The sequence below is a fragment of the Undibacterium sp. 5I1 genome (assembly GCF_034314085.1).
Lineage (GTDB): Bacteria > Pseudomonadota > Gammaproteobacteria > Burkholderiales > Burkholderiaceae_D > Undibacterium.
Genome location: NZ_JAVIWI010000001.1, coordinates 2,712,704 through 2,730,517 on the forward strand (window position 1 = coordinate 2,712,704; position 17,814 = coordinate 2,730,517).

17 protein-coding genes are annotated in these 17,814 nt (G+C 47.3%); 5 read left to right on the forward strand and 12 right to left on the reverse strand.

All coding sequences use genetic code 11. The annotated features are described in order from the left end of the window. Positions 1-8: 8 nt before the first annotated feature. The 3 genes from ntrB to RGU72_RS11975 all read right to left on the reverse strand — a co-directional run bounded on the left by ntrB (position 9) and on the right by RGU72_RS11975 (position 3,270). On the reverse strand, positions 9-956 hold the full coding sequence (gene ntrB, locus RGU72_RS11965) for a nitrate ABC transporter permease (protein ID WP_416200122.1): 948 nt from the start codon (positions 954-956) through the stop codon (positions 9-11). Positions 957-964: 8 nt separating this feature from the next. Then, positions 965-2,137 (reverse strand): CmpA/NrtA family ABC transporter substrate-binding protein, encoded by a 1,173-nt coding sequence (locus tag RGU72_RS11970; RefSeq protein WP_416200164.1) that lies wholly within the window; start codon positions 2,135-2,137, stop codon positions 965-967. Positions 2,138-2,610: 473 nt separating this feature from the next. Then, positions 2,611-3,270: an ANTAR domain-containing response regulator gene (locus tag RGU72_RS11975; RefSeq protein WP_322121629.1), complete on the reverse strand. Its 660-nt coding sequence runs from the start codon at positions 3,268-3,270 to the stop codon at positions 2,611-2,613. Positions 3,271-3,416: 146 nt separating this feature from the next. On the opposite strand from RGU72_RS11975, the gene tsaD reads away from it, so the two are divergent. After that, positions 3,417-4,457, forward strand: coding sequence for a tRNA (adenosine(37)-N6)-threonylcarbamoyltransferase complex transferase subunit TsaD (gene tsaD, locus RGU72_RS11980; protein WP_322119946.1), 1,041 nt, complete (start codon positions 3,417-3,419; stop codon positions 4,455-4,457). A gap of 58 nt (positions 4,458-4,515) precedes the next feature. On the opposite strand, the gene RGU72_RS11985 is transcribed toward tsaD, so the two are convergent. The 8 genes from RGU72_RS11985 to RGU72_RS12020 form a co-directional block, all read right to left on the reverse strand. Further along, complete coding sequence (locus RGU72_RS11985; RefSeq protein ID WP_322119947.1) at positions 4,516-4,980, reverse strand: cache domain-containing protein; 465 nt, start codon at positions 4,978-4,980, stop codon at positions 4,516-4,518. A gap of 184 nt (positions 4,981-5,164) precedes the next feature. Continuing rightward, complete coding sequence (gene plsY, locus RGU72_RS11990; RefSeq protein WP_322119948.1) at positions 5,165-5,770, reverse strand: glycerol-3-phosphate 1-O-acyltransferase PlsY; 606 nt, start codon at positions 5,768-5,770, stop codon at positions 5,165-5,167. A 125-nt stretch (positions 5,771-5,895) separates the two neighbouring features. Further along, positions 5,896-6,387, reverse strand: a complete 492-nt coding sequence (gene ybaK / locus RGU72_RS11995) for a Cys-tRNA(Pro) deacylase (RefSeq protein ID WP_322119949.1) — start codon at positions 6,385-6,387, stop codon at positions 5,896-5,898. Between the two features lie 81 nt (positions 6,388-6,468). Next, a complete protein-coding gene (gene xerD, locus RGU72_RS12000) occupies positions 6,469-7,371 on the reverse strand; it encodes a site-specific tyrosine recombinase XerD (RefSeq protein WP_322121630.1) in 903 nt (300 codons plus the stop codon). A gap of 41 nt (positions 7,372-7,412) precedes the next feature. Continuing rightward, entirely contained in the window at positions 7,413-7,943 is a 531-nt protein-coding gene (locus RGU72_RS12005) for a methylated-DNA--[protein]-cysteine S-methyltransferase (protein ID WP_322119950.1), read from the reverse strand. Between the two features lie 432 nt (positions 7,944-8,375). Then, on the reverse strand, positions 8,376-9,656 hold the full coding sequence (locus RGU72_RS12010) for a TRAP transporter large permease subunit (protein ID WP_322119951.1): 1,281 nt from the start codon (positions 9,654-9,656) through the stop codon (positions 8,376-8,378). After that, positions 9,653-10,204 (reverse strand): TRAP transporter small permease, encoded by a 552-nt coding sequence (locus RGU72_RS12015; protein ID WP_322119952.1) that lies wholly within the window; start codon positions 10,202-10,204, stop codon positions 9,653-9,655. The genes RGU72_RS12010 and RGU72_RS12015 overlap by 4 nt, the downstream gene beginning before the upstream one ends. A 200-nt stretch (positions 10,205-10,404) precedes the next feature. Then, complete coding sequence (locus tag RGU72_RS12020; RefSeq protein WP_322119953.1) at positions 10,405-11,406, reverse strand: TRAP transporter substrate-binding protein; 1,002 nt, start codon at positions 11,404-11,406, stop codon at positions 10,405-10,407. A gap of 248 nt (positions 11,407-11,654) precedes the next feature. On the opposite strand from RGU72_RS12020, the gene RGU72_RS12025 reads away from it, so the two are divergent. Next, positions 11,655-13,769, forward strand: a complete 2,115-nt coding sequence (locus RGU72_RS12025) for a PAS domain S-box protein (RefSeq protein ID WP_322119954.1) — start codon at positions 11,655-11,657, stop codon at positions 13,767-13,769. Positions 13,770-13,809: 40 nt separating this feature from the next. Continuing rightward, a complete protein-coding gene (locus tag RGU72_RS12030; protein WP_322119955.1) occupies positions 13,810-14,400 on the forward strand; it encodes a response regulator transcription factor in 591 nt (196 codons plus the stop codon). 153 nt (positions 14,401-14,553) lie between these two features. Here the strand turns inward: RGU72_RS12030 and queG are convergent, their stop codons facing one another. After that, positions 14,554-15,669, reverse strand: a complete 1,116-nt coding sequence (queG, locus tag RGU72_RS12035) for a tRNA epoxyqueuosine(34) reductase QueG (RefSeq protein WP_322119956.1) — start codon at positions 15,667-15,669, stop codon at positions 14,554-14,556. Between the two features lie 253 nt (positions 15,670-15,922). Between queG and tsaE the strand changes: the two genes are divergently transcribed. Beyond that, positions 15,923-16,408 carry a tRNA (adenosine(37)-N6)-threonylcarbamoyltransferase complex ATPase subunit type 1 TsaE gene (gene tsaE, locus RGU72_RS12040; protein WP_322119957.1) on the forward strand — a complete coding sequence of 162 codons (486 nt, stop codon included), beginning with the start codon at positions 15,923-15,925 and terminating at the stop codon, positions 16,406-16,408. Next, entirely contained in the window at positions 16,372-17,811 is a 1,440-nt protein-coding gene (locus RGU72_RS12045; protein ID WP_322119958.1) for an N-acetylmuramoyl-L-alanine amidase, read from the forward strand. The genes tsaE and RGU72_RS12045 overlap by 37 nt, the downstream gene beginning before the upstream one ends. Positions 17,812-17,814 lie beyond the last annotated feature (3 nt).

The following is a 17,814-nucleotide window of genomic DNA, read 5'->3' on the forward strand; positions in this document are numbered from 1 at the left end:
GGATGCGGTCATGACGATACCTCTTCATAAGTGAAAGCACGAGCAATAGCGACTAAAATTTGTTCCAAAACCAAACCGACTAAACCAATCACAACAATCGCAATGATGATGTGGGGAACGTTGAGATTATTCCATTCATCCCAGACCCAGAATCCGATACCGACGCCGCCAGTCAACATCTCTGCTGCAACAATGACGAGCCAGGCAGTACCAATCGCAAGACGCACACCTGTCAACATATAGGGCAATACCGAGGGGAATAAAATCTTGGTGATAATCTTCCATTCAGATAAGTTAAGTACCCGCGCTACGTTCATATAATCTTGTGGTACTCGCTGTACACCAATCGCCGTGTTGATAATCATCGGCCAGATGGAGCAGATAAAAATAGACCAGATTGCAGCAGGGTCAGCCGACTTAAATACCAGCAAACCGATAGGCAACCATGCCAAAGGTGAGACCGGTTTTAACAAGCTGATGATAGGATTAAACATGCCCGATAAAAACCGGAATCGGCCGATCATAAAACCCAACGGTATGCCGACGACGGCCGCCAGACCAAAGCCTAGAGCGACGCGTTTGAGGGACGCATAAATATTCCAACCTATGCCTTGATCGTTTGGTCCGTTGCGATAAAACGGGTCTGAAAAAAGATGGATAGCCTCTTGCAAAGTGACCCATGGGGATGGGAAGGAGGTCGTTTTAAATGCGATGATTTCCCATACCAGCACTAAAAAACCAATACCAAGTAATGGTGGCAAAACACTGAGAAAAAATGGCCGCATGGAGCGTTGTTTTGAGGCCTTCTTTTCAGGTTTTTCTTTGCTCCCTGTATTTTCTATGCTCGGCATGGCGGTAACCTCTTTTACTTCATCAGCAAACTTTGCGGTGGATACTTGCTCTACGTTTGTCGTATCGCTCACAACACCATTAACGCCCTGGACCAGTGTGCTCATGACGACTCCTATGCTTTAATCTTGAACGCTGCGGCATAGGCTGCTGGATTTTTCCCATCCCATACAGTGCCGTCGATCAGCTTGCTACTACGCATCGCCTCTTTTGGCACACTGACTTTTGCCATCGCCGCCGCATCTTTATAAATATCGATACGATTCACTGCTTTGGCAACCGCCAGATAATCAGGATCGGTCTTCAGCAAACCCCAGCGTTTATGCTGCGTCAGGAACCACATGCCATCGGACAGATAAGGGAAATTGACCACGCCATCATTAAAAAATTTCATGTAGTTAGGATCGTCCCAGGTTTTGCCCAAACCATTTTGATAGCGACCTAAAATACGCTGATTGATCACATCGACTGAGGTGTTGACATAAGACTTATCTGCGATCGTTTCTGCCATCTTATTTTTGTTGGTCAGTGAGGCGTCGATCCAGCGACCAGCTTCTAGAATAGCGGCGGTCATCGCTCTGGCAGTATTCGGATTTTTTTGCACAAACTCAGCAGTGGTGCCCAACACTTTTTCTGGATGATCTTTCCAGATGTCTTGTGTGGTCGCAGCAGTGATGCCAATGCCATCCGCAATTGCGCGATGGTTCCATGGCTCGCCAACGCAATAGCCATCCATATTGCCGACACGCATATTGGCAACCATTTGCGGCGGCGGTACGGTGATGACTTTGGCATCCTTCATCGGATTGATGCCATAGGTCGCTAGCCAGTAATACAACCACATCGCATGCGTACCGGTCGGGAAAGTCTGCGCGAAGGTGTATTCGCGTTTATCCATTTGCATTAGCTTGGCGAGGCCGGGGCCATCAACTGCGCCTTTATCTGCCAGCTTTTTGGACAGGGTGATTGCCTGACCATTATTGTTTAAGGTCATGAGGACATTCATGTCTTTTTTGGTACCACTGACACCCATTTGCACGCCATAAATCAAGCCATACAAACAATGTGCCGCATCGAGTTCGCCATTGACTAATTTGTCACGTACGCTAGCCCAGGAGGATTCTTTGCTCGGTATGATTTTGATGCCGTATTTTTTATCAAAGCCCAGCACCGATGCCATGACCACCGAAGCGCAATCAGTAAGTGGGATGAAGCCAATACGGACTTCTTCTTTTTCCGGCTTGTCGGAACCTGCTGCCCACACACCGCCTGTCGATAAACCCATCATGCTAGCTCCTGCAAGTAAGCTGGCACTTTGCACAACGCTACGACGCTTGAGATTGATTGCCTGATCATCGTGACCGCCTTCATTATTGTCGGAATGAGTTATTGCGTCGCTACTTGCTTGCTTGATTGCCTGCTTTCGTACCTGCTTCGGTGTTTTGTGATTCGACATAATTGTGCTCCAGCATAAAAAATCGGGACAAAAAAAAGGCGCCTGACCAGCAAACTCAAAAGAGTTGCATGGAAAGACACCTTTGTCTGATACGAACCGACCGCCGTTAGCCTGATTCGCAATTGCGCCATCGTTGGCGCTTGCTATTCCTAATGCAAATGCCGTGCCATGGTTTTTTTCAGGATTTTTCTACATTTAAAGCGTTTAAAATATTCTTTTACCAATAAAAATTGATTTAAATTCGCTGACTGCACGTAAATGCGGCACTTAATTTGTGCGGCGCACTATTTTTGTACGCATCAAAATCAGCCCAGAAGATCGGCGACATCCAACATACGCTGCGCCAGATCGACCAGTTTCAGGTTTTTTTCCATCGCTTGCTTGCGCAGTTTTTGATACGCATCGTTCTCTGACAAATGGTAGCGCTCCATCAACAAACCTTTGGCGCGTTCGATGGTTTTGCGCTCTGCCAGCTTCGCCTTGGTATCCGACAGCTCGGAACGCAACTTTTGATCCGCATTGAAGCGCGCCATCGCAACATCCAGCACTGGCTTAATACGTTCGGCATGCAAGCCAGCGACGACATAGGCAGAAACGCCCGCTTCCATCGCGGCAGCCATATTGGATTGATTGCCGTCCTCGGTGAACAAGACGATGGGTCTGGGCGCGTCGCGGGTCGCCAGCACCATGTGTTCCAGCACATCGCGTGAGTCGGATTCTGCATCAATAATGATCATGTCGGGCTGTAACTGCGCGATGCGATCTATCATGTAGAAATCGCCTGGAATAGAGGCAATGATGTTATAGCCAGCTTGCAGTAAGCCAATGCGCAAGGCTCGTGAGCGCGCCAACTGCGCCTGTACCTGCGGGTCTTGCTCATCCTCATGCAAGACGACCGTGTTCACCACCACAATCTTGAGGCTGGGTGGGGTTGCACCAGAATCTGTAGGCTTACGGTTGGTCATCTGATCCCAATGCTTGCTGGTAGTATTGCTAGTAGTCGCTATAATTCTGGTCTTGCGCGAAATTGGCATGTTCTGTTGAACACACTTGTTGGGAACAGACATGCAAGAATCGCTCCACTCTGTTACAAATTACCAGAAAAAAATCTATGATCGTTCTTGGCATTGAATCTTCTTGTGACGAAACCGGTCTCGCTTTGTATGACACCGAGCACGGTTTATTGTCGCATGCCTTGCACTCACAAATTGCGATGCATCAAGAATACGGCGGTGTGGTGCCAGAGCTGGCATCGCGTGATCATATTCGTCGCGCCATTCCTTTGTTAGAAGAGGTGCTGAGTGATGCCGGGTTGTCACGTGACCAGATTGACGCGATTGCCTATACCCAAGGCCCTGGTCTGGCAGGTGCTTTATTAGTAGGCGCATCGGTTGCTTGCGGACTTGGCCTAGCCTTGGATAAGCCAGTCTTAGGTATACATCACCTTGAAGGACACCTGCTGTCGCCTCTATTGGCGAGTAAGCCGCCGGAATTTCCATTTATTGCTTTGCTGGTATCCGGTGGTCATACGCAATTGATGCGGGTAGATGGTGTAGGCCAGTATCAGTTATTGGGAGAAACGCTGGACGATGCCGCCGGCGAAGCTTTCGACAAATCTGCCAAGCTGCTTGGTTTAACTTATCCAGGCGGCCCTGCGATTTCGCGTTTAGCCGAATCTGGCGATCCATTGGCGTATAAATTCCCACGTCCGATGTTGCACTCCAAAGATTTAAACTTCAGTTTTTCCGGCTTGAAGACAGCCGTACTGACCGTCGTCAAAAATCACCCTAACTCGGTCAATGGATTGCTTGGTGATCAAGACAAAGCCAATATTGCACGTGGTTTTGTGGATGCTTTGGTGGATGTACTGGTAGCAAAATGCGTCACTGCGATGAAAGAGCATGGGATGAAACGGCTGGTGATTGCCGGCGGCGTCGGTGCTAACTCACAGCTACGCAGCGCACTCAATGCCGCCGCACAGAAAAAACGCTTTCAGGTTTTTTATCCAGAGCTGGAATTCTGTACCGACAACGGCGCGATGATCGCTTTTGCGGGTGCCATGAGGCTCAAAAAAAATCCCGCTCTGGCGCAGCGGGACTATAGTTTTAATGTACGGCCTCGATGGCCTTTGCATGGGCTGGCTGCGGCTTAATTCAGCTGGTTGCACTCAATCTGCCGAATGTATAAAGCATAGCCTTACTCAAAAATGGTTATTTGTAGATACCACAACCGATGATGACGTTTTCGTATTTTTCGACATACATCGACTTAGATTCTATTTGTTTACTAATAGGATTCAAGAATCGGTAGTCTTGCCATCCGCTGCCCTTTTTCTTAGCGATCTCAATCCTGTCCTTAATGAAGGATTTTCCATCTTCGTCCTTGAGTTCTATCATGTCTTTCCCGACCATTTTAGGATTCAAGTGCGCCAAATTTTTTCCCGCCATATCGTAGACGACGACATAGAGATCTTTGTCTGAATACTGCCCATCACGCTTATTGATTTCTGCAACGGTGGCGTCAACGCTGGTTTTTTTCATCGCTGCAATCACCTTTTGCACCATCGCTTTTGCTTCTGTTGCAGTACCATGCTCCGCAGCAGAGGCTGAGTTCAATAGTAGAAAAAAAGAGGCTGCAACTAAGGTGATTGTGGACGAAGCAAATTTCTTAATCATAGTATGTCTCCTGAATGAAAGAAAAAGCAAAAACTACAAATGGCTTAGGCTGCATTGTTAGTATGTCCTAGCTTTTTTATTATCAGACATATCAAGTGCAATGGCGAGGCAAACTTTTCGTCACAGCACGGAGATGACACATCAACAATCAGGCTTTGAAGAAATTTTCTGTGGCGAGATAGGATCAGGTCTTTTTACTACCTAGGCGACTTTCTTTACCGTTAATCAAATTCAGGATATTTTGATAGTGACGGTACACCAATAAAGCGCTCATCACTACAACAGCAGCAAGTTTGATATTCAAGCCAAACATCAAGAAACAATAAAACGGTGCAAACACTGAGGCAATTAAAGCCGCAAGGGACGAATACCGGAACGCAAACGCGATAATTACCCAGGTCGCCAAAGTCGCCAGACCCAACCAAGGATTCAGCGCCAGCAACACACCCAACGCTGTTGCCACACCTTTGCCACCGACAAATTTAAAAAATACCGGCCAAAGGTGTCCGATGAAAACCGCAATTGCGACCAGCGCAACCGCGTTATCATCCAATCCAAATGACGGCCCCAGTTTGATCGCCAACCAAACGGCTAACCAACCTTTAAATCCATCACCCAATAAAGTCAAAATTGCCGCGGCCTTATTACCGCTGCGCAGCACATTAGTAGCACCGGGATTTTTTGATCCATAAGTACGAGGATCAGCAAGCCCAAACGCATGACTGACAACCACCGCAAACGACACGGATCCGATAAGGTAAGCGGCAATCACCGCGAGCAAAGTAGGCATGCAATTCTTTCTTTTGTTCTATTTAAATTAAATATACTCAATACAGTATATTTTAACGTCCAATAATTATCTGGACAATATAGGGTATTTTTACTGATACTCCCCTAACATAGCTAATACAAGCTTTAATCCTCTAACGCGCATTGCACAGAAATCGCCTGCAACAACTCCACCAATAACTGCGGTGCAATTCCCACCAGATACCCGCGCCGGCCGCCGTTGATATAAATTTTTTCCAGCGTCAATATACCCTGCTCTACATACACAGGCATCTGCTTTTTTGTAGCAAATGGAGAAGTGCCTCCGACCAGATAGCCTGAATGCTTTTGCGCAATCTCTGGCTTACAGGGTTCAACTGACTTGCAGCCGATCTGACGCGCCAGATTTTTGGTCGATACCTTGCAGTCGCCATGCATAAGCACAATCAAAGGCTTAGCGGCGTCGTCTTGCATGACCAAGGTTTTGACGACCGCATGCTCATCAACACCCAATTCGCGTGCAGATACAGCGGTACCGCCATGCTCCTCATAGGCATAGGGGTGTTCAGAAAAAACCGCCTTGTGTTTGCGCAGGAACTGCGTGGCCTGCGTCTCGGATACGTGTTCTTTTTTTGCCAAAATAGTCTCTGTCTGTCATACCAAAATCAGAATTAAATTATATCTGGATGATGCTATTGCTCAACAATATTGCCACTAAGTTTATCCCCGTGGATGATGCAACGCATGCAGCTTCTTCAAACGCTCTTTCGCTACATGCGTATAAATTTGGGTAGTTGAGATATCCGAATGCCCCAGCAGCAATTGTACAACCCTCAAATCGGCGCCATGGTTGAGCAGATGGGTGGCGAATGCGTGACGTAAAGTGTGTGGGGATAAGGGTGCCAGTATGCCCGCTTGCGCTGCGTATTTTTTGATCAGTATCCAAAACATCTGGCGTGTCATTGCGCCACCGCGGGCGGTGACGAACAACGCATCGTCTACTTGCTCGTTAAGGATTTGGGCTCTGGCTTCGCTGAGATAACGTTCTATCCACAGTCTGGCGACTTCTCCAAATGGCACTAATCTGGTTTTATTGCCTTTGCCGGTGATGCGCAATACGCCGTCATTTAAGCTCACCTCGATAGATCGTAAGGACACCAGCTCTGTCACGCGCAAACCACAGGCATATAAGACTTCCAGCATCGTCCGGTCGCGCAAACCATAGGTGGTGCTATCGTCTGGCGCTTGCAACAAAGCAACTACCTGTGCCTCGCTTAAAGTATGTGGCAAACGGGTCGCTTGTTTAGCCGATTTAAGACGGGTACAGGGATTCGTGCTGACTAGATTTTGGCGAAACGCAAGTTGATAAAAACGTTTCAGAACAGTGACTCGGCGGTTGGCAGAAGTCGCCTTCGACACCATGTATTTCTGCGCGACATAGCTTGAAATATGATTGTCGTCTGCCTGGTACAAATGCTTTTGATGCTTACTGTATAACCACTCGGCAAAAAAACGCAGATCGCGTCGATAGGCTTCTAAAGAATTTTTCGCGAGACCATCTTCCAACCAGAGAGTGTCGCAAAACTGATCGATTTGTTCTTGTATTTGTGCAGGCAAAACGATAGCAACCGGGGGTTCAGTGGCCGATTCAACTTTTACCGTTCTCACTTCCACAAAGTCTCCTGAGTTGATTTGGTAAAGGTATCTGACACGCCCTCATGTGCCAGCAACCAGCGCTTTACACCCAGATGGAATCCTGTCTCATCATCATGGTGTGCAAAGCCTCCCAAACCACCTGCGGCAGTCACCCGATGGCATGGAATAATCAAAGGATACCAGTTCGCACCGCAAGCTTGTCCAACGGCGCGCGGTGCTGATTGGATATGTTTCGCAATCTGACCATAAGTTCTGATCTCACCACGTGGAATGCTTGATATTGCTTGCCAGACCTTAGTCTGAAACGGACTACCAACAGGTTTTAGGGGAAGATTAAATTTAAAATCGGCTTGTGCAAAATAACGGGTAATTTCCTGTGCGGCATTATCTGCGGTCTTATCGGTCGCCGATTTTTCTGCGAAGCGAGGTGGGAGATAGACCAGTTCGCAGATCATCTGCGACTCGGTACGAATGCCGATTGCGCCGAACGGAGCATGCACAATAGCGGAGAATAATCCGGTTTCTCTGTCGTCTTGCATCGTAATCCCAGGCAAAAAATAATCAAAAAGAAAAACAATTAGGCCAAAGAAAAAAGGCGCATCAGGGATGCGCCTTTAAAACATCTTTCGCGTTTCGGGCTGTTTAGCGCTAGCTCACTCTTTTAGCACTCAGCTTGTAGTAAAACGCGTGTCTCCTCAGTGTGTACGGCATGGATACCGTTTTTTGCACTACCGCCTTGTAAATTCGTTCTCTTTATTTTTTTTGATAACTTTTAATCTGCCAAGAATATAGCACTTAATTTGCACACATTCAAACCGAATTTAAAAAGAAGCTGCACAAAAATGGGGCGTTGTTGCATATAAGTATAAATACTGAGATTGCATAAAATTATGCTGGACATCACAAATTTATTCCTCTTCATTTTTCTAAAAACCGTATTAAGCAATGCTCAATACGGTTTTATCCAACATTTATTTGTACACAAGCTGCGGTAACCAAGTAGAAATTTGCGGCACGTAAGTAATTAACAATAAGAAACCAATCATCGTTAACAACCAAGGCATCACCGCTATCGTCAGCTCAGTAATCCCCATTTTGGTGATTCCAGATGCCACATAAAGATTAAGCCCGACCGGTGGATGACACATACCGACCTCCATATTCACCACCATAATGATGCCAAAATGAACTGGATCTATCCCTAATTTCGTAGCAACAGGGAATAAGATCGGTGCCATGATCAGCACAATCGACGATGGCTCCATCACATTACCCGCCATCAGCAACAGCACATTGACCACCAACAAGAAGCTGATCATGCCGAAACCTTTGTCCATGATCCATCCCGCCATCGCCTGCGGAATATTCTCACTAGTCATCAAAAATGAGAACAGTACTGCGTTAGTGATGATGTACAACAACATGGCAGACATAGCGGCAGAATCTAGCAACACTTTTGGCACCTTGGCCAGACTCATATCTTTGTACACAAAGACCGCTACGACAAACGTATACATAGCTGAGACGGCAGCCGCCTCGGTCGGCGTAAACATCCCGGTATAAATGCCGCCCATCACGATCACGATTAATAACAAACCCCATGCACTTTTACGGAAATAACCCCAACGTTCTTTCCAGCTGGCTTTTGGCATACGCGGATAATTATGCTTACGCGCCAAAAACCAAGTCGTCAATCCAAGACAAATTGCCAGTAACAATCCCGGAATTACTCCCGCCATAAATAATTGGCCGACCGAAGTATTGGTAGATACCGAGTACATCACCATCACAATCGACGGCGGGATCAAAATACCCAATGCGCCCGAGGTTGTGATGACACCAGCGCCAAAACCTTTTGGATAACCTTGTTTGACCATCGCAGGCAAAATAATGGAGCCGATCGCCACCACAGTGGCGGGGGAAGATCCAGATACCGCAGCAAACAAAGCGCAAGCCATCACACCCGCCAATGCCAGGCCACCATGCCAATGACCGACCATAGAGGCGGCAAAATTAATCATGCGCCGCGCTACCCCTCCATGAGTCAGGAAGTTACCCGCCAAAATAAAAAACGGGATCGCCATAATTTCAAACTTCTCGATTCCTGTAAAAAGCTTCAGCGCGACTGACTCAATCGGAACTGTGGTCATCGTGAACAAAAAGGTCAATACTGTTAAGCCCAAAGAAATCGAGATCGGCATTCCAGTCAACATAAGCACTAACAACAGGACGAAAATAATGGCGGCGTTCATGCTTTCACCTCTTCTTCCAAACCTTCAACATGCGAATGATCATGCTTCGGCAACTCACCTGTTTTCACGAAAGTCCATGCAACTTGTAAAAAACGAAATGACATGAGGGAAGAACCTAAGGGAATCGCCAAATAGACGATCCACATCGGCACCTCCAGATCGGATGAAGTTTGATCGGTGTGCGCCAGTGACCAGACAAATTTACTACCAAGTACAGCAACAATCGCAGTAAATAAAGCGCCAGACAATAATCCAAGAACGACAAACTTATTTCGCCAAGGCGTATTCATTTTGTTGATCAAGACATCAACGCCGACGTGAATACCTGTGCGGACTCCATATGCAGCACCAAATTTCGCCATCCAGACAAACATATAAATGGTCAGCTCTTGTGCCCAGCTAAGGTTAATTTTAATCAATGCGTCCTGCACAACCGGGATGGGGAAGCCGGACGCATAACGATGCAAGACCGCGATAAAAGTGATGAGCGTAGCGGCGCCCATCAGAAAGGCAATTAGCCATTCTTCTAAGTGATCTAAAAATTTCATAGTCCCTCTGAGGAGTGAGAGTAAAGAAAAAGGGCAATACCTGTCTGTAAAAAGTAGGGATTACAGATGCGCTAGACAAATACCTTAATGGCGGACTAACAGGTTCTATCTAGCTAAGGTAAGGGAATGATAAAAGTCAAAATATCCAACTGATCTCAAAGGCGATCTCAGAAAATTCAGTTGGTAATTTCAATGGCAATTTATTTGCCTTCGCCCGTCGACAATTTACGAATCGACGCAATTAACTCTTTACCAATCCTCGGTTCCATCTCCGTCTGCACTGGCAGTAAGGCTTTGCGCCACTCTGCTTTTTCTTGCGGTGTCAGCTCATAAATTGTGGTCTTACCCGTTTTGCGAATCGCATCTAATGCACGACCGTTTTCCTGATCGGCAATCGCGTTTGCATAGGCAGTCGCGCCTTTCATTGCAGAATCTAGCTCGGTACGGATATCTGCCGGCAAGCTATCCCAGAATTTTTTATTAACGATCACGGCATACCCAAGATAACCATGATTTGATACGGTTACATGCTTTTGTACTTCATGCATTTTTTGGGTGTACATATTGGATGGCGGATTTTCAGTGCCATCGACTACGCCAGTTTGTAAGGCTTGATAAACTTCAGAAAACGCCAGTACTTGTGGATTTGCACCCAAAGCACGCATCTGCGCATCTAATACTTTAGAGGACTGAATGCGCATCTTCAAACCCTTGAAATCAGCCGGCGCATGCAGCGGCTTATTGGCTGACATAATTTTAAAACCGTTATCCCAAAATGCCAGACCAGTGATCCCTTTTGGTTCTAATTTCTGTAACAGGCTTTTACCGATAGGGCCTTCGGTCACTTGATGCAATACATCTTTAAACGGAAAAATATACGGCAGATCAAACACCTCAAATTCTTTTACACCCAATGGACCGAATTTTGCCAGCGACGGTGCAAGCATTTGTACTGCGCCTAATTGCAGAGCTTCCAGTTCTTCTTTATCTTTGTACAAAGTACTGTTTGGATATAGCTCGACCTTGACACGGCCTTTGGTATTTTTTTCGGCAAGCTCTTTAAAACGTTCTGCTGCCTTGCCTTTTGGTGTATCACTGGCTACAACGTGACTAAATTTGATGACGATGGGGGTTTGTGCAAATGCGGCACCACTAACGACGGATGCCGTGAGCAAGCAGCACAATAGGGATGTGAGTTTCATGTTTGTCTCCTGATCATTGTTTTAAATATTTTTTGAAAAACTTTTTTAGTCCTGCGAGTATTCGCGGCAACATTAAACTATGCAACTGTGGTTAACCACAATGAGACAGGGCTGACAGGTAGCGACAACACCTAGTAAATTGAAATGCGTCAAAATTCATCGGAATACATCGGAATACATCGCAGTACGTCCTAAATAAGCGCGCGCAACTAAACCTAAGCCTAACCAGGCAAAGTAGACTACCGGACATGAAGACTTTTGTTAAACCTAGAGCGTGGCCCAATCAAAAATGGCGCTGGCTACTGCCTATCCTGCTGGTGAGTTTATTCGTCACTATTTTGATCTGGCTGCCATGGCAGGCGCAAAGAATGGAAACTAATGAGCGTCAAGAGCAACTGATTGCGGATACCTTGTGGGTAGAGCAAACGATACAGTTCCAATTGGGCAGGGATGAAGAAGTATTGCATCAGATCGGTACTGATATTAATGCTGGCAAATTGTCGCAAGCGCAAGCGCTTGATCGTTTCAGACACGTTATAAAAAGTAATAAAGAAATCAAAAGCATCATCTGGTTTGATAGTAAAGATCAGATCGTCATCTCGACATCAGATGTTGGCTTACCCGACAAGCGTAGCTTCATTTTTGAACATACGAAGTCTGGTCCGGCAGATGTTAAATTAGCCGTCGATGCCAAAACACGTTGCCTGCCACCGGTACAAGGTGCAGGGAAATCCGGCATGTCTACACTGAGTTGCCAGATTCCGATGATTGCAGAAAATCAAAGAACAGGTAGCTTGGTCGTGACCTATTTTCTATCAGGTATCTTAGATGAAATGGTGCCGTGGTGGTTTGCACAAGATAACGAAATTTCCTTAATTGATAGCGACGATAAAGTCTTTGCAAGACGCGCCGCTGGCGGCCCAGGAAAAAATGTCTACACCCATAATCGCCCGTTAGATTTACCAAACGTGACACTGATTTTGCGTACTAATAGTAATAAGAGTGAACCTAAATTACTCTCCAATTTATTGGTGCTGTCCGTCATCTTGCTGTCGTTTGGTCTGATCTGGAGTTTGCTAGCCCTATGGCGTGACATTAATCGTCGGCTAGCGGCAGAAGATGCTTTGCGCCAGCAAGTCGCGTTCAGAACAGCGATGGAAAACTCGCTCGTTACTGGCTTGCGCGCACGCGATATGGCGGGTCGACTTACTTACGTCAATCCTGCATTTTGCAAGATGGTGGAACATCCGGCAGAAGACATCGTCGGCAGATTGCCACCGATGCCGTATTGGGCACCAGAAGCGTTTGAAGAATATCGCCATCGTTTTACTCAATTGCTAGCAGGTACGGTGCCGTCAGAAGGATTTGAAACGATTTATCAACGCGCCAGTGGTGAGCGTTTTCCCGTGCTGATTTACGAGTCCCGGCTAGTGGATGAGAACGGTGTGCAGACCGGTTGGATGAGTTCTATTCTGGATATTTCTGAACTCAAACGTGCTCAGGAACTGACACGGCAACAACAAGAGATGCTGCACGCCAGTGCTCGCTTAGCGACTATGGGTGAAATCGCATCAATCCTTGCGCACGAGCTGAATCAGCCATTGGCAGCAATCTCCAGCTACACCACGGGCGCTATCAATTTGCTGCAATCGCCACAAGAGAATAATCAAAATAATCCGCAAATAAACTCAACGGCACCTGATCAGACGCCACTGCAATCACTGCTCTTAAGCGCATTAGAAAAAGCCAACGCGCAAGCACAACGTGCAGGTCACATCATCCATAGCGTGCACGATTTTGTGAAGAAACGAGAATCCAGCCGCGAGCCGGTCAGTATTGCCACGCTGTTGCAAAGCGTGATGCCACTGGTGGAATTACAAGCGCAAGCCTCGTATGTCAACATTCAGTACACCATCGCGGAGCCCTTGCCGATGGTGCAAGCGGATCGGATTTTGCTAGAGCAGGTCATACTCAATCTGACGCGAAATGCCATTGAGGCGATGGAGCATTCGCCACCTGAACGCAGTATTTTGCGCATCGTTGCGCGGACAGAACATGGCAATGACAAGCCTGATGTCAGCACTACCGATGTCACGAGTCACAGCACGAATCACGTCACGAACAACATCATTCATAACGTCACTCCGGGTCACTATATTGCGATAGAAGTGATCGATCAGGGTCATGGTATTTCTGCCGAAGTGGCGGCACAATTGTTTTCACCATTTTTCTCTACCAAGCCTAGCGGCATGGGTATGGGCTTAAAAATCTGCCGTACCGCGATCGAATTCCACGGCGGCGTGCTTAGCCATCATGACAATCCCGCTGGTGGTACTATCTTTAGATTTTTATTGCCCATTTAAAGAGAGCGTTCACGCTCCTCAATCGTCTACTGGAGACTGCATGCTTCATATTATCGATGACGAAGAAGTCATCAGAGATGCCCTGTCATGGTTAGCCCGCTCCAGAAATATTGTGGCGACCAGCTACGACAGTGCAGAAAAATTCTTGGCAGCGCTGGATCATCCCCTGCAATACGATCCGCAAGGCGACTGCATCTTGCTTGATGTGCGGATGCCGGGCATCAGCGGCACAACCTTATTTGACATGCTGACCGTACGCCAAGTGACCCGGCGCTTACCCGTCATATTTTTGACTGGGCATGGTGATGTGCCAATGGCGGTCGATACGCTGAAACGCGGTGCCTTCGATTTTTTTGAAAAACCGTTTAACGATAATAAGTTAATGGACAGAGTGCAGGAAGCTTTGGCGCAATCAAGAGAAGCTATCGCAGAAGCCGCCGTGCACGAACGCCTGGCAAGACTGTCCGCGCGCGAACGTGCAGTCCTGGATTTGATCTTGCTCGGAAAAATGAATAAAGTGATCGCCGACCAGTTAGGCATCAGCATGCGCACAGTCGAAGTCCACCGGGCGCATATTTTTGACAAAATGCAAGTCAAAACCGCGGTGGAATTAGCTGGCTTACTGAAATAAGCGACGCTCTTAATTTTGAAATAAGGGGAGTATGCTTAATTTTAGCCTGATTGACCAGTGATTATATGGACAACTAAAAATACACCACCCTAGTATTTAATAAATAGTCTTTAAGACTTATTTACTACGAACCAACTCAGAACTGACTGCAAACTAACTACCAACGTCAGTAGCATCAGCAGAGGCAAGCGCAATTCCATGCTGATACAAAGCCCAGCGGACATGCTCTCTGACCATCTCAGACGGATGCGTCAAGCGTGCTTGCAAAGCACTGACGATGGTCTTATCGCCACGTAAAGAATCGGCAGCATTACCCAAACCCACGGCCAGATTACGCAACCAGCGCTCATGCCCAATACGGCGGATCGCACTACCCTCCAGGTAGCGCATAAACTGCGGCTCAGTCCAGGCAAACAAGCTCACCATGCTGGCGCTGTCCAGACCATTTCTCACCTCAAAATCATCCACGCTCGCCTTTTGAGCAAACTTATTCCAGGGACAAAATAGCTGGCAGTCATCGCAACCATAAACACGATTGCCGATCAACGGGCGCAATTCCACTGGAATACTACCGTGCAGTTCTATCGTTAAATAAGAGATACAACGACGGGCATCTAATTCATATGGCGCGATAATCGCCTGGGTCGGACAAACACTGATGCAAGAGCTACATTGCCCGCAATGGTCACTGACCGGCGCATCCACCGGCAAAGGAATATCCACCAAAATCTCCCCCAGAAAAAACATCGATCCGGCTTCACGACTCAATAGCAAAGTGTGTTTTCCACGCCAGCCCATACCTGCTTTTTCTGCCAGAGCCACTTCCATCACGGGAGCAGAATCAGTAAACACGCGATAACCCAATGCCCCGATGCTGGCTTCAATCCGCTCCGCCAATTGCTGCAAACGATTACGCAATACTTTGTGATAATCACGGCCACGCGCATAGACCGAAATCACGGCGGTATCGGCACCATGGGATTTTTCTTTGACGCGCCAATCGCCGTCACCACTTTTGGGTAAATAATTCATGCGAGCAGAAATCACCCGCACCGTACCTGGCACCAGCTCAGCCGGGCGCGCGCGCTTCATGCCGTGCGATGCCATATACGCCATCTGGCCGTGATAACCGGCATCGAGCCAGGCTTGCAAACCCGGCTCGGCCTGCGACAAATCAACGTCGGCGATCCCCAACTCGGCAAAGCCCAGCTCTTTGCCCCAAGCTTTGATCTGATCTGCCAACGCAGACAAATCGGCTAAATCATGCATAAGTGAGACCCGGCGCGGTATGATGGCGACTGCACTGATGGTGACTGCGCTAATGGTAAATACAATGCGAGCCTGAGATAATGGTGGCAGGCAGCAAAGCCATCTGAATTAGAACTTACGCAAAATTGTCCCAGCAAGGCATAGCAATGTCGACAGCACTCTTGCACGACTAGGAGCTGCAACGTAGCGGGAGCAGCTTTGCGTAAATCCTGTGAATTGAAAAATTGAAATTTCATGTTTAGTCTTACAGCAAATGTCTCATTATAAAACGACCCTCGCGGATGAAGCCGCAACACAAGCTCTGGGCAAACGTCTGGCATTGCACCTGCAAGCCGGGCTGAGTATTTATTTACACGGTGATCTGGGTGCAGGTAAAACCGCCCTGACCCGCGCCATGCTGCATGCAGCAGGACATCAAGGCCATGTCAAAAGTCCTACCTATAACCTGGTCGAAACTTATACCGTGCAATTGCATGGGCAAGCGGTGAATATTCTGCATTTTGATCTGTATCGGATGACTAGCCCAGAAGAATTTTTAGAAGCTGGCTTCCGCGAAGAATTCAATGACAGCACAATTTGCATAGTCGAATGGCCAGAAAAAGCCGATGGCATCTTGCCACCCGCCGATTTGAACATCTTTTTAAGCGTCGCAGGCGAGGGGCGTAAGGTAGAATTGCAAGCCTTGTCTGACAAAGGTAATGCATGTTTAGCAAAATTGAATTTCGCTCCCAATCTGTAAGCCAAAATGATGCGCTATTAGACACAGCTGAGGGCGCAACTACTATAAGCGCAAATAAAGGCGTAAAAACCCGGCGCACCTTCCTCAAGGCGGGGAGCACACTACTCATTTCCATCGCCGTCCCCAGCCTTATCCCGAATATTGCTCAGGCAGCCCAAATTTTGGCAGTACGCGTCTGGCCTGCTGACGACTATACCCGCGTCACGCTGGAAAATGACAGCGACTTAAAGACCAGCCATTTCATCGTCAAAAATCCAGAGCGTCTGGTCGTAGATATTGAAGGGATAGAACTCAACCCTACCCTCAAAGAGTTAGTCGCAAAAATTCAATCTAACGACCCCTACATCAAACAAGTACGGGTAGGACAAAATCGCCCTAATGTCGTCAGGCTGGTGTTTGATCTGAAAGAAGAAGTCAATCCACAAGTATTTACGTTACAGCCCGTCGGCAATTACAAACATCGCTTAGTGTTTGATCTGTACCCATCCAACCCACCCGATCCTATCGCGGTAATGATAGAAAAAGGCAACTGGAACACTGAACTACCAAAAGATCTGACGCCATCTAAACCCGAAAGTCCGGGATTGAAACCTGAAATCAAGCCCGAACTAAAGTTTGGGAATAAACAAGAAAATAAAACTGATCCGGCAAACTCCGAAACAAATAAAGTACCAGAAAAAAATTCAGGTCTAACCCGTATGATCACGATCGCAATTGATCCGGGTCATGGTGGCGAGGACCCCGGTGCGATCGGGCGTGGCGGCAGTCGGGAAAAAGATGTCGTACTGTCGATTGCCAAGCGTTTAAAAGCAAAAATTGAGCAACAACCCAATATGCGCGTGATGCTGACACGCGATGCGGATTTTTTTGTGCCACTGAATATGCGGGTACAAAAAGCCCGCGCCGTGCAGGCCGATTTATTTATGTCCGTACATGCAGATGCGTTTGTTAATTCCAGCGCGCGCGGCTCCTCCGTATTTGCGCTATCAGAAAAAGGAGCCAGCTCCACTGCGGCACGCTGGATGGCAAACAAAGAAAATTCGGCAGATCTGATTGGCGGCGTGAATATTAAAACTCATGACAGACAACTGGCCAGCGTCTTATTGGACTTATCCACGACGGCGCAAATCAACGACAGTCTGAAGTTGGGTAAAGTCGTGCTGAATGAGATCAAAGGCATTAACGACTTACATAAAGGCTCGGTCGAACAGGCGGGCTTTGCGGTACTCAAAGCGCCAGACATCCCCAGCATTCTGATCGAGACAGCGTTTATCTCTAATCCGGAAGAAGAAGCTAAACTGACCGATGATGCTTATCAGGATCAAATGGCAGATGCGATTGTCAAAGGGATAAAAAAGTATTTTGCCAAGAACCCGCCGCTGGCGAAGAACAGATTGACTTAGTAT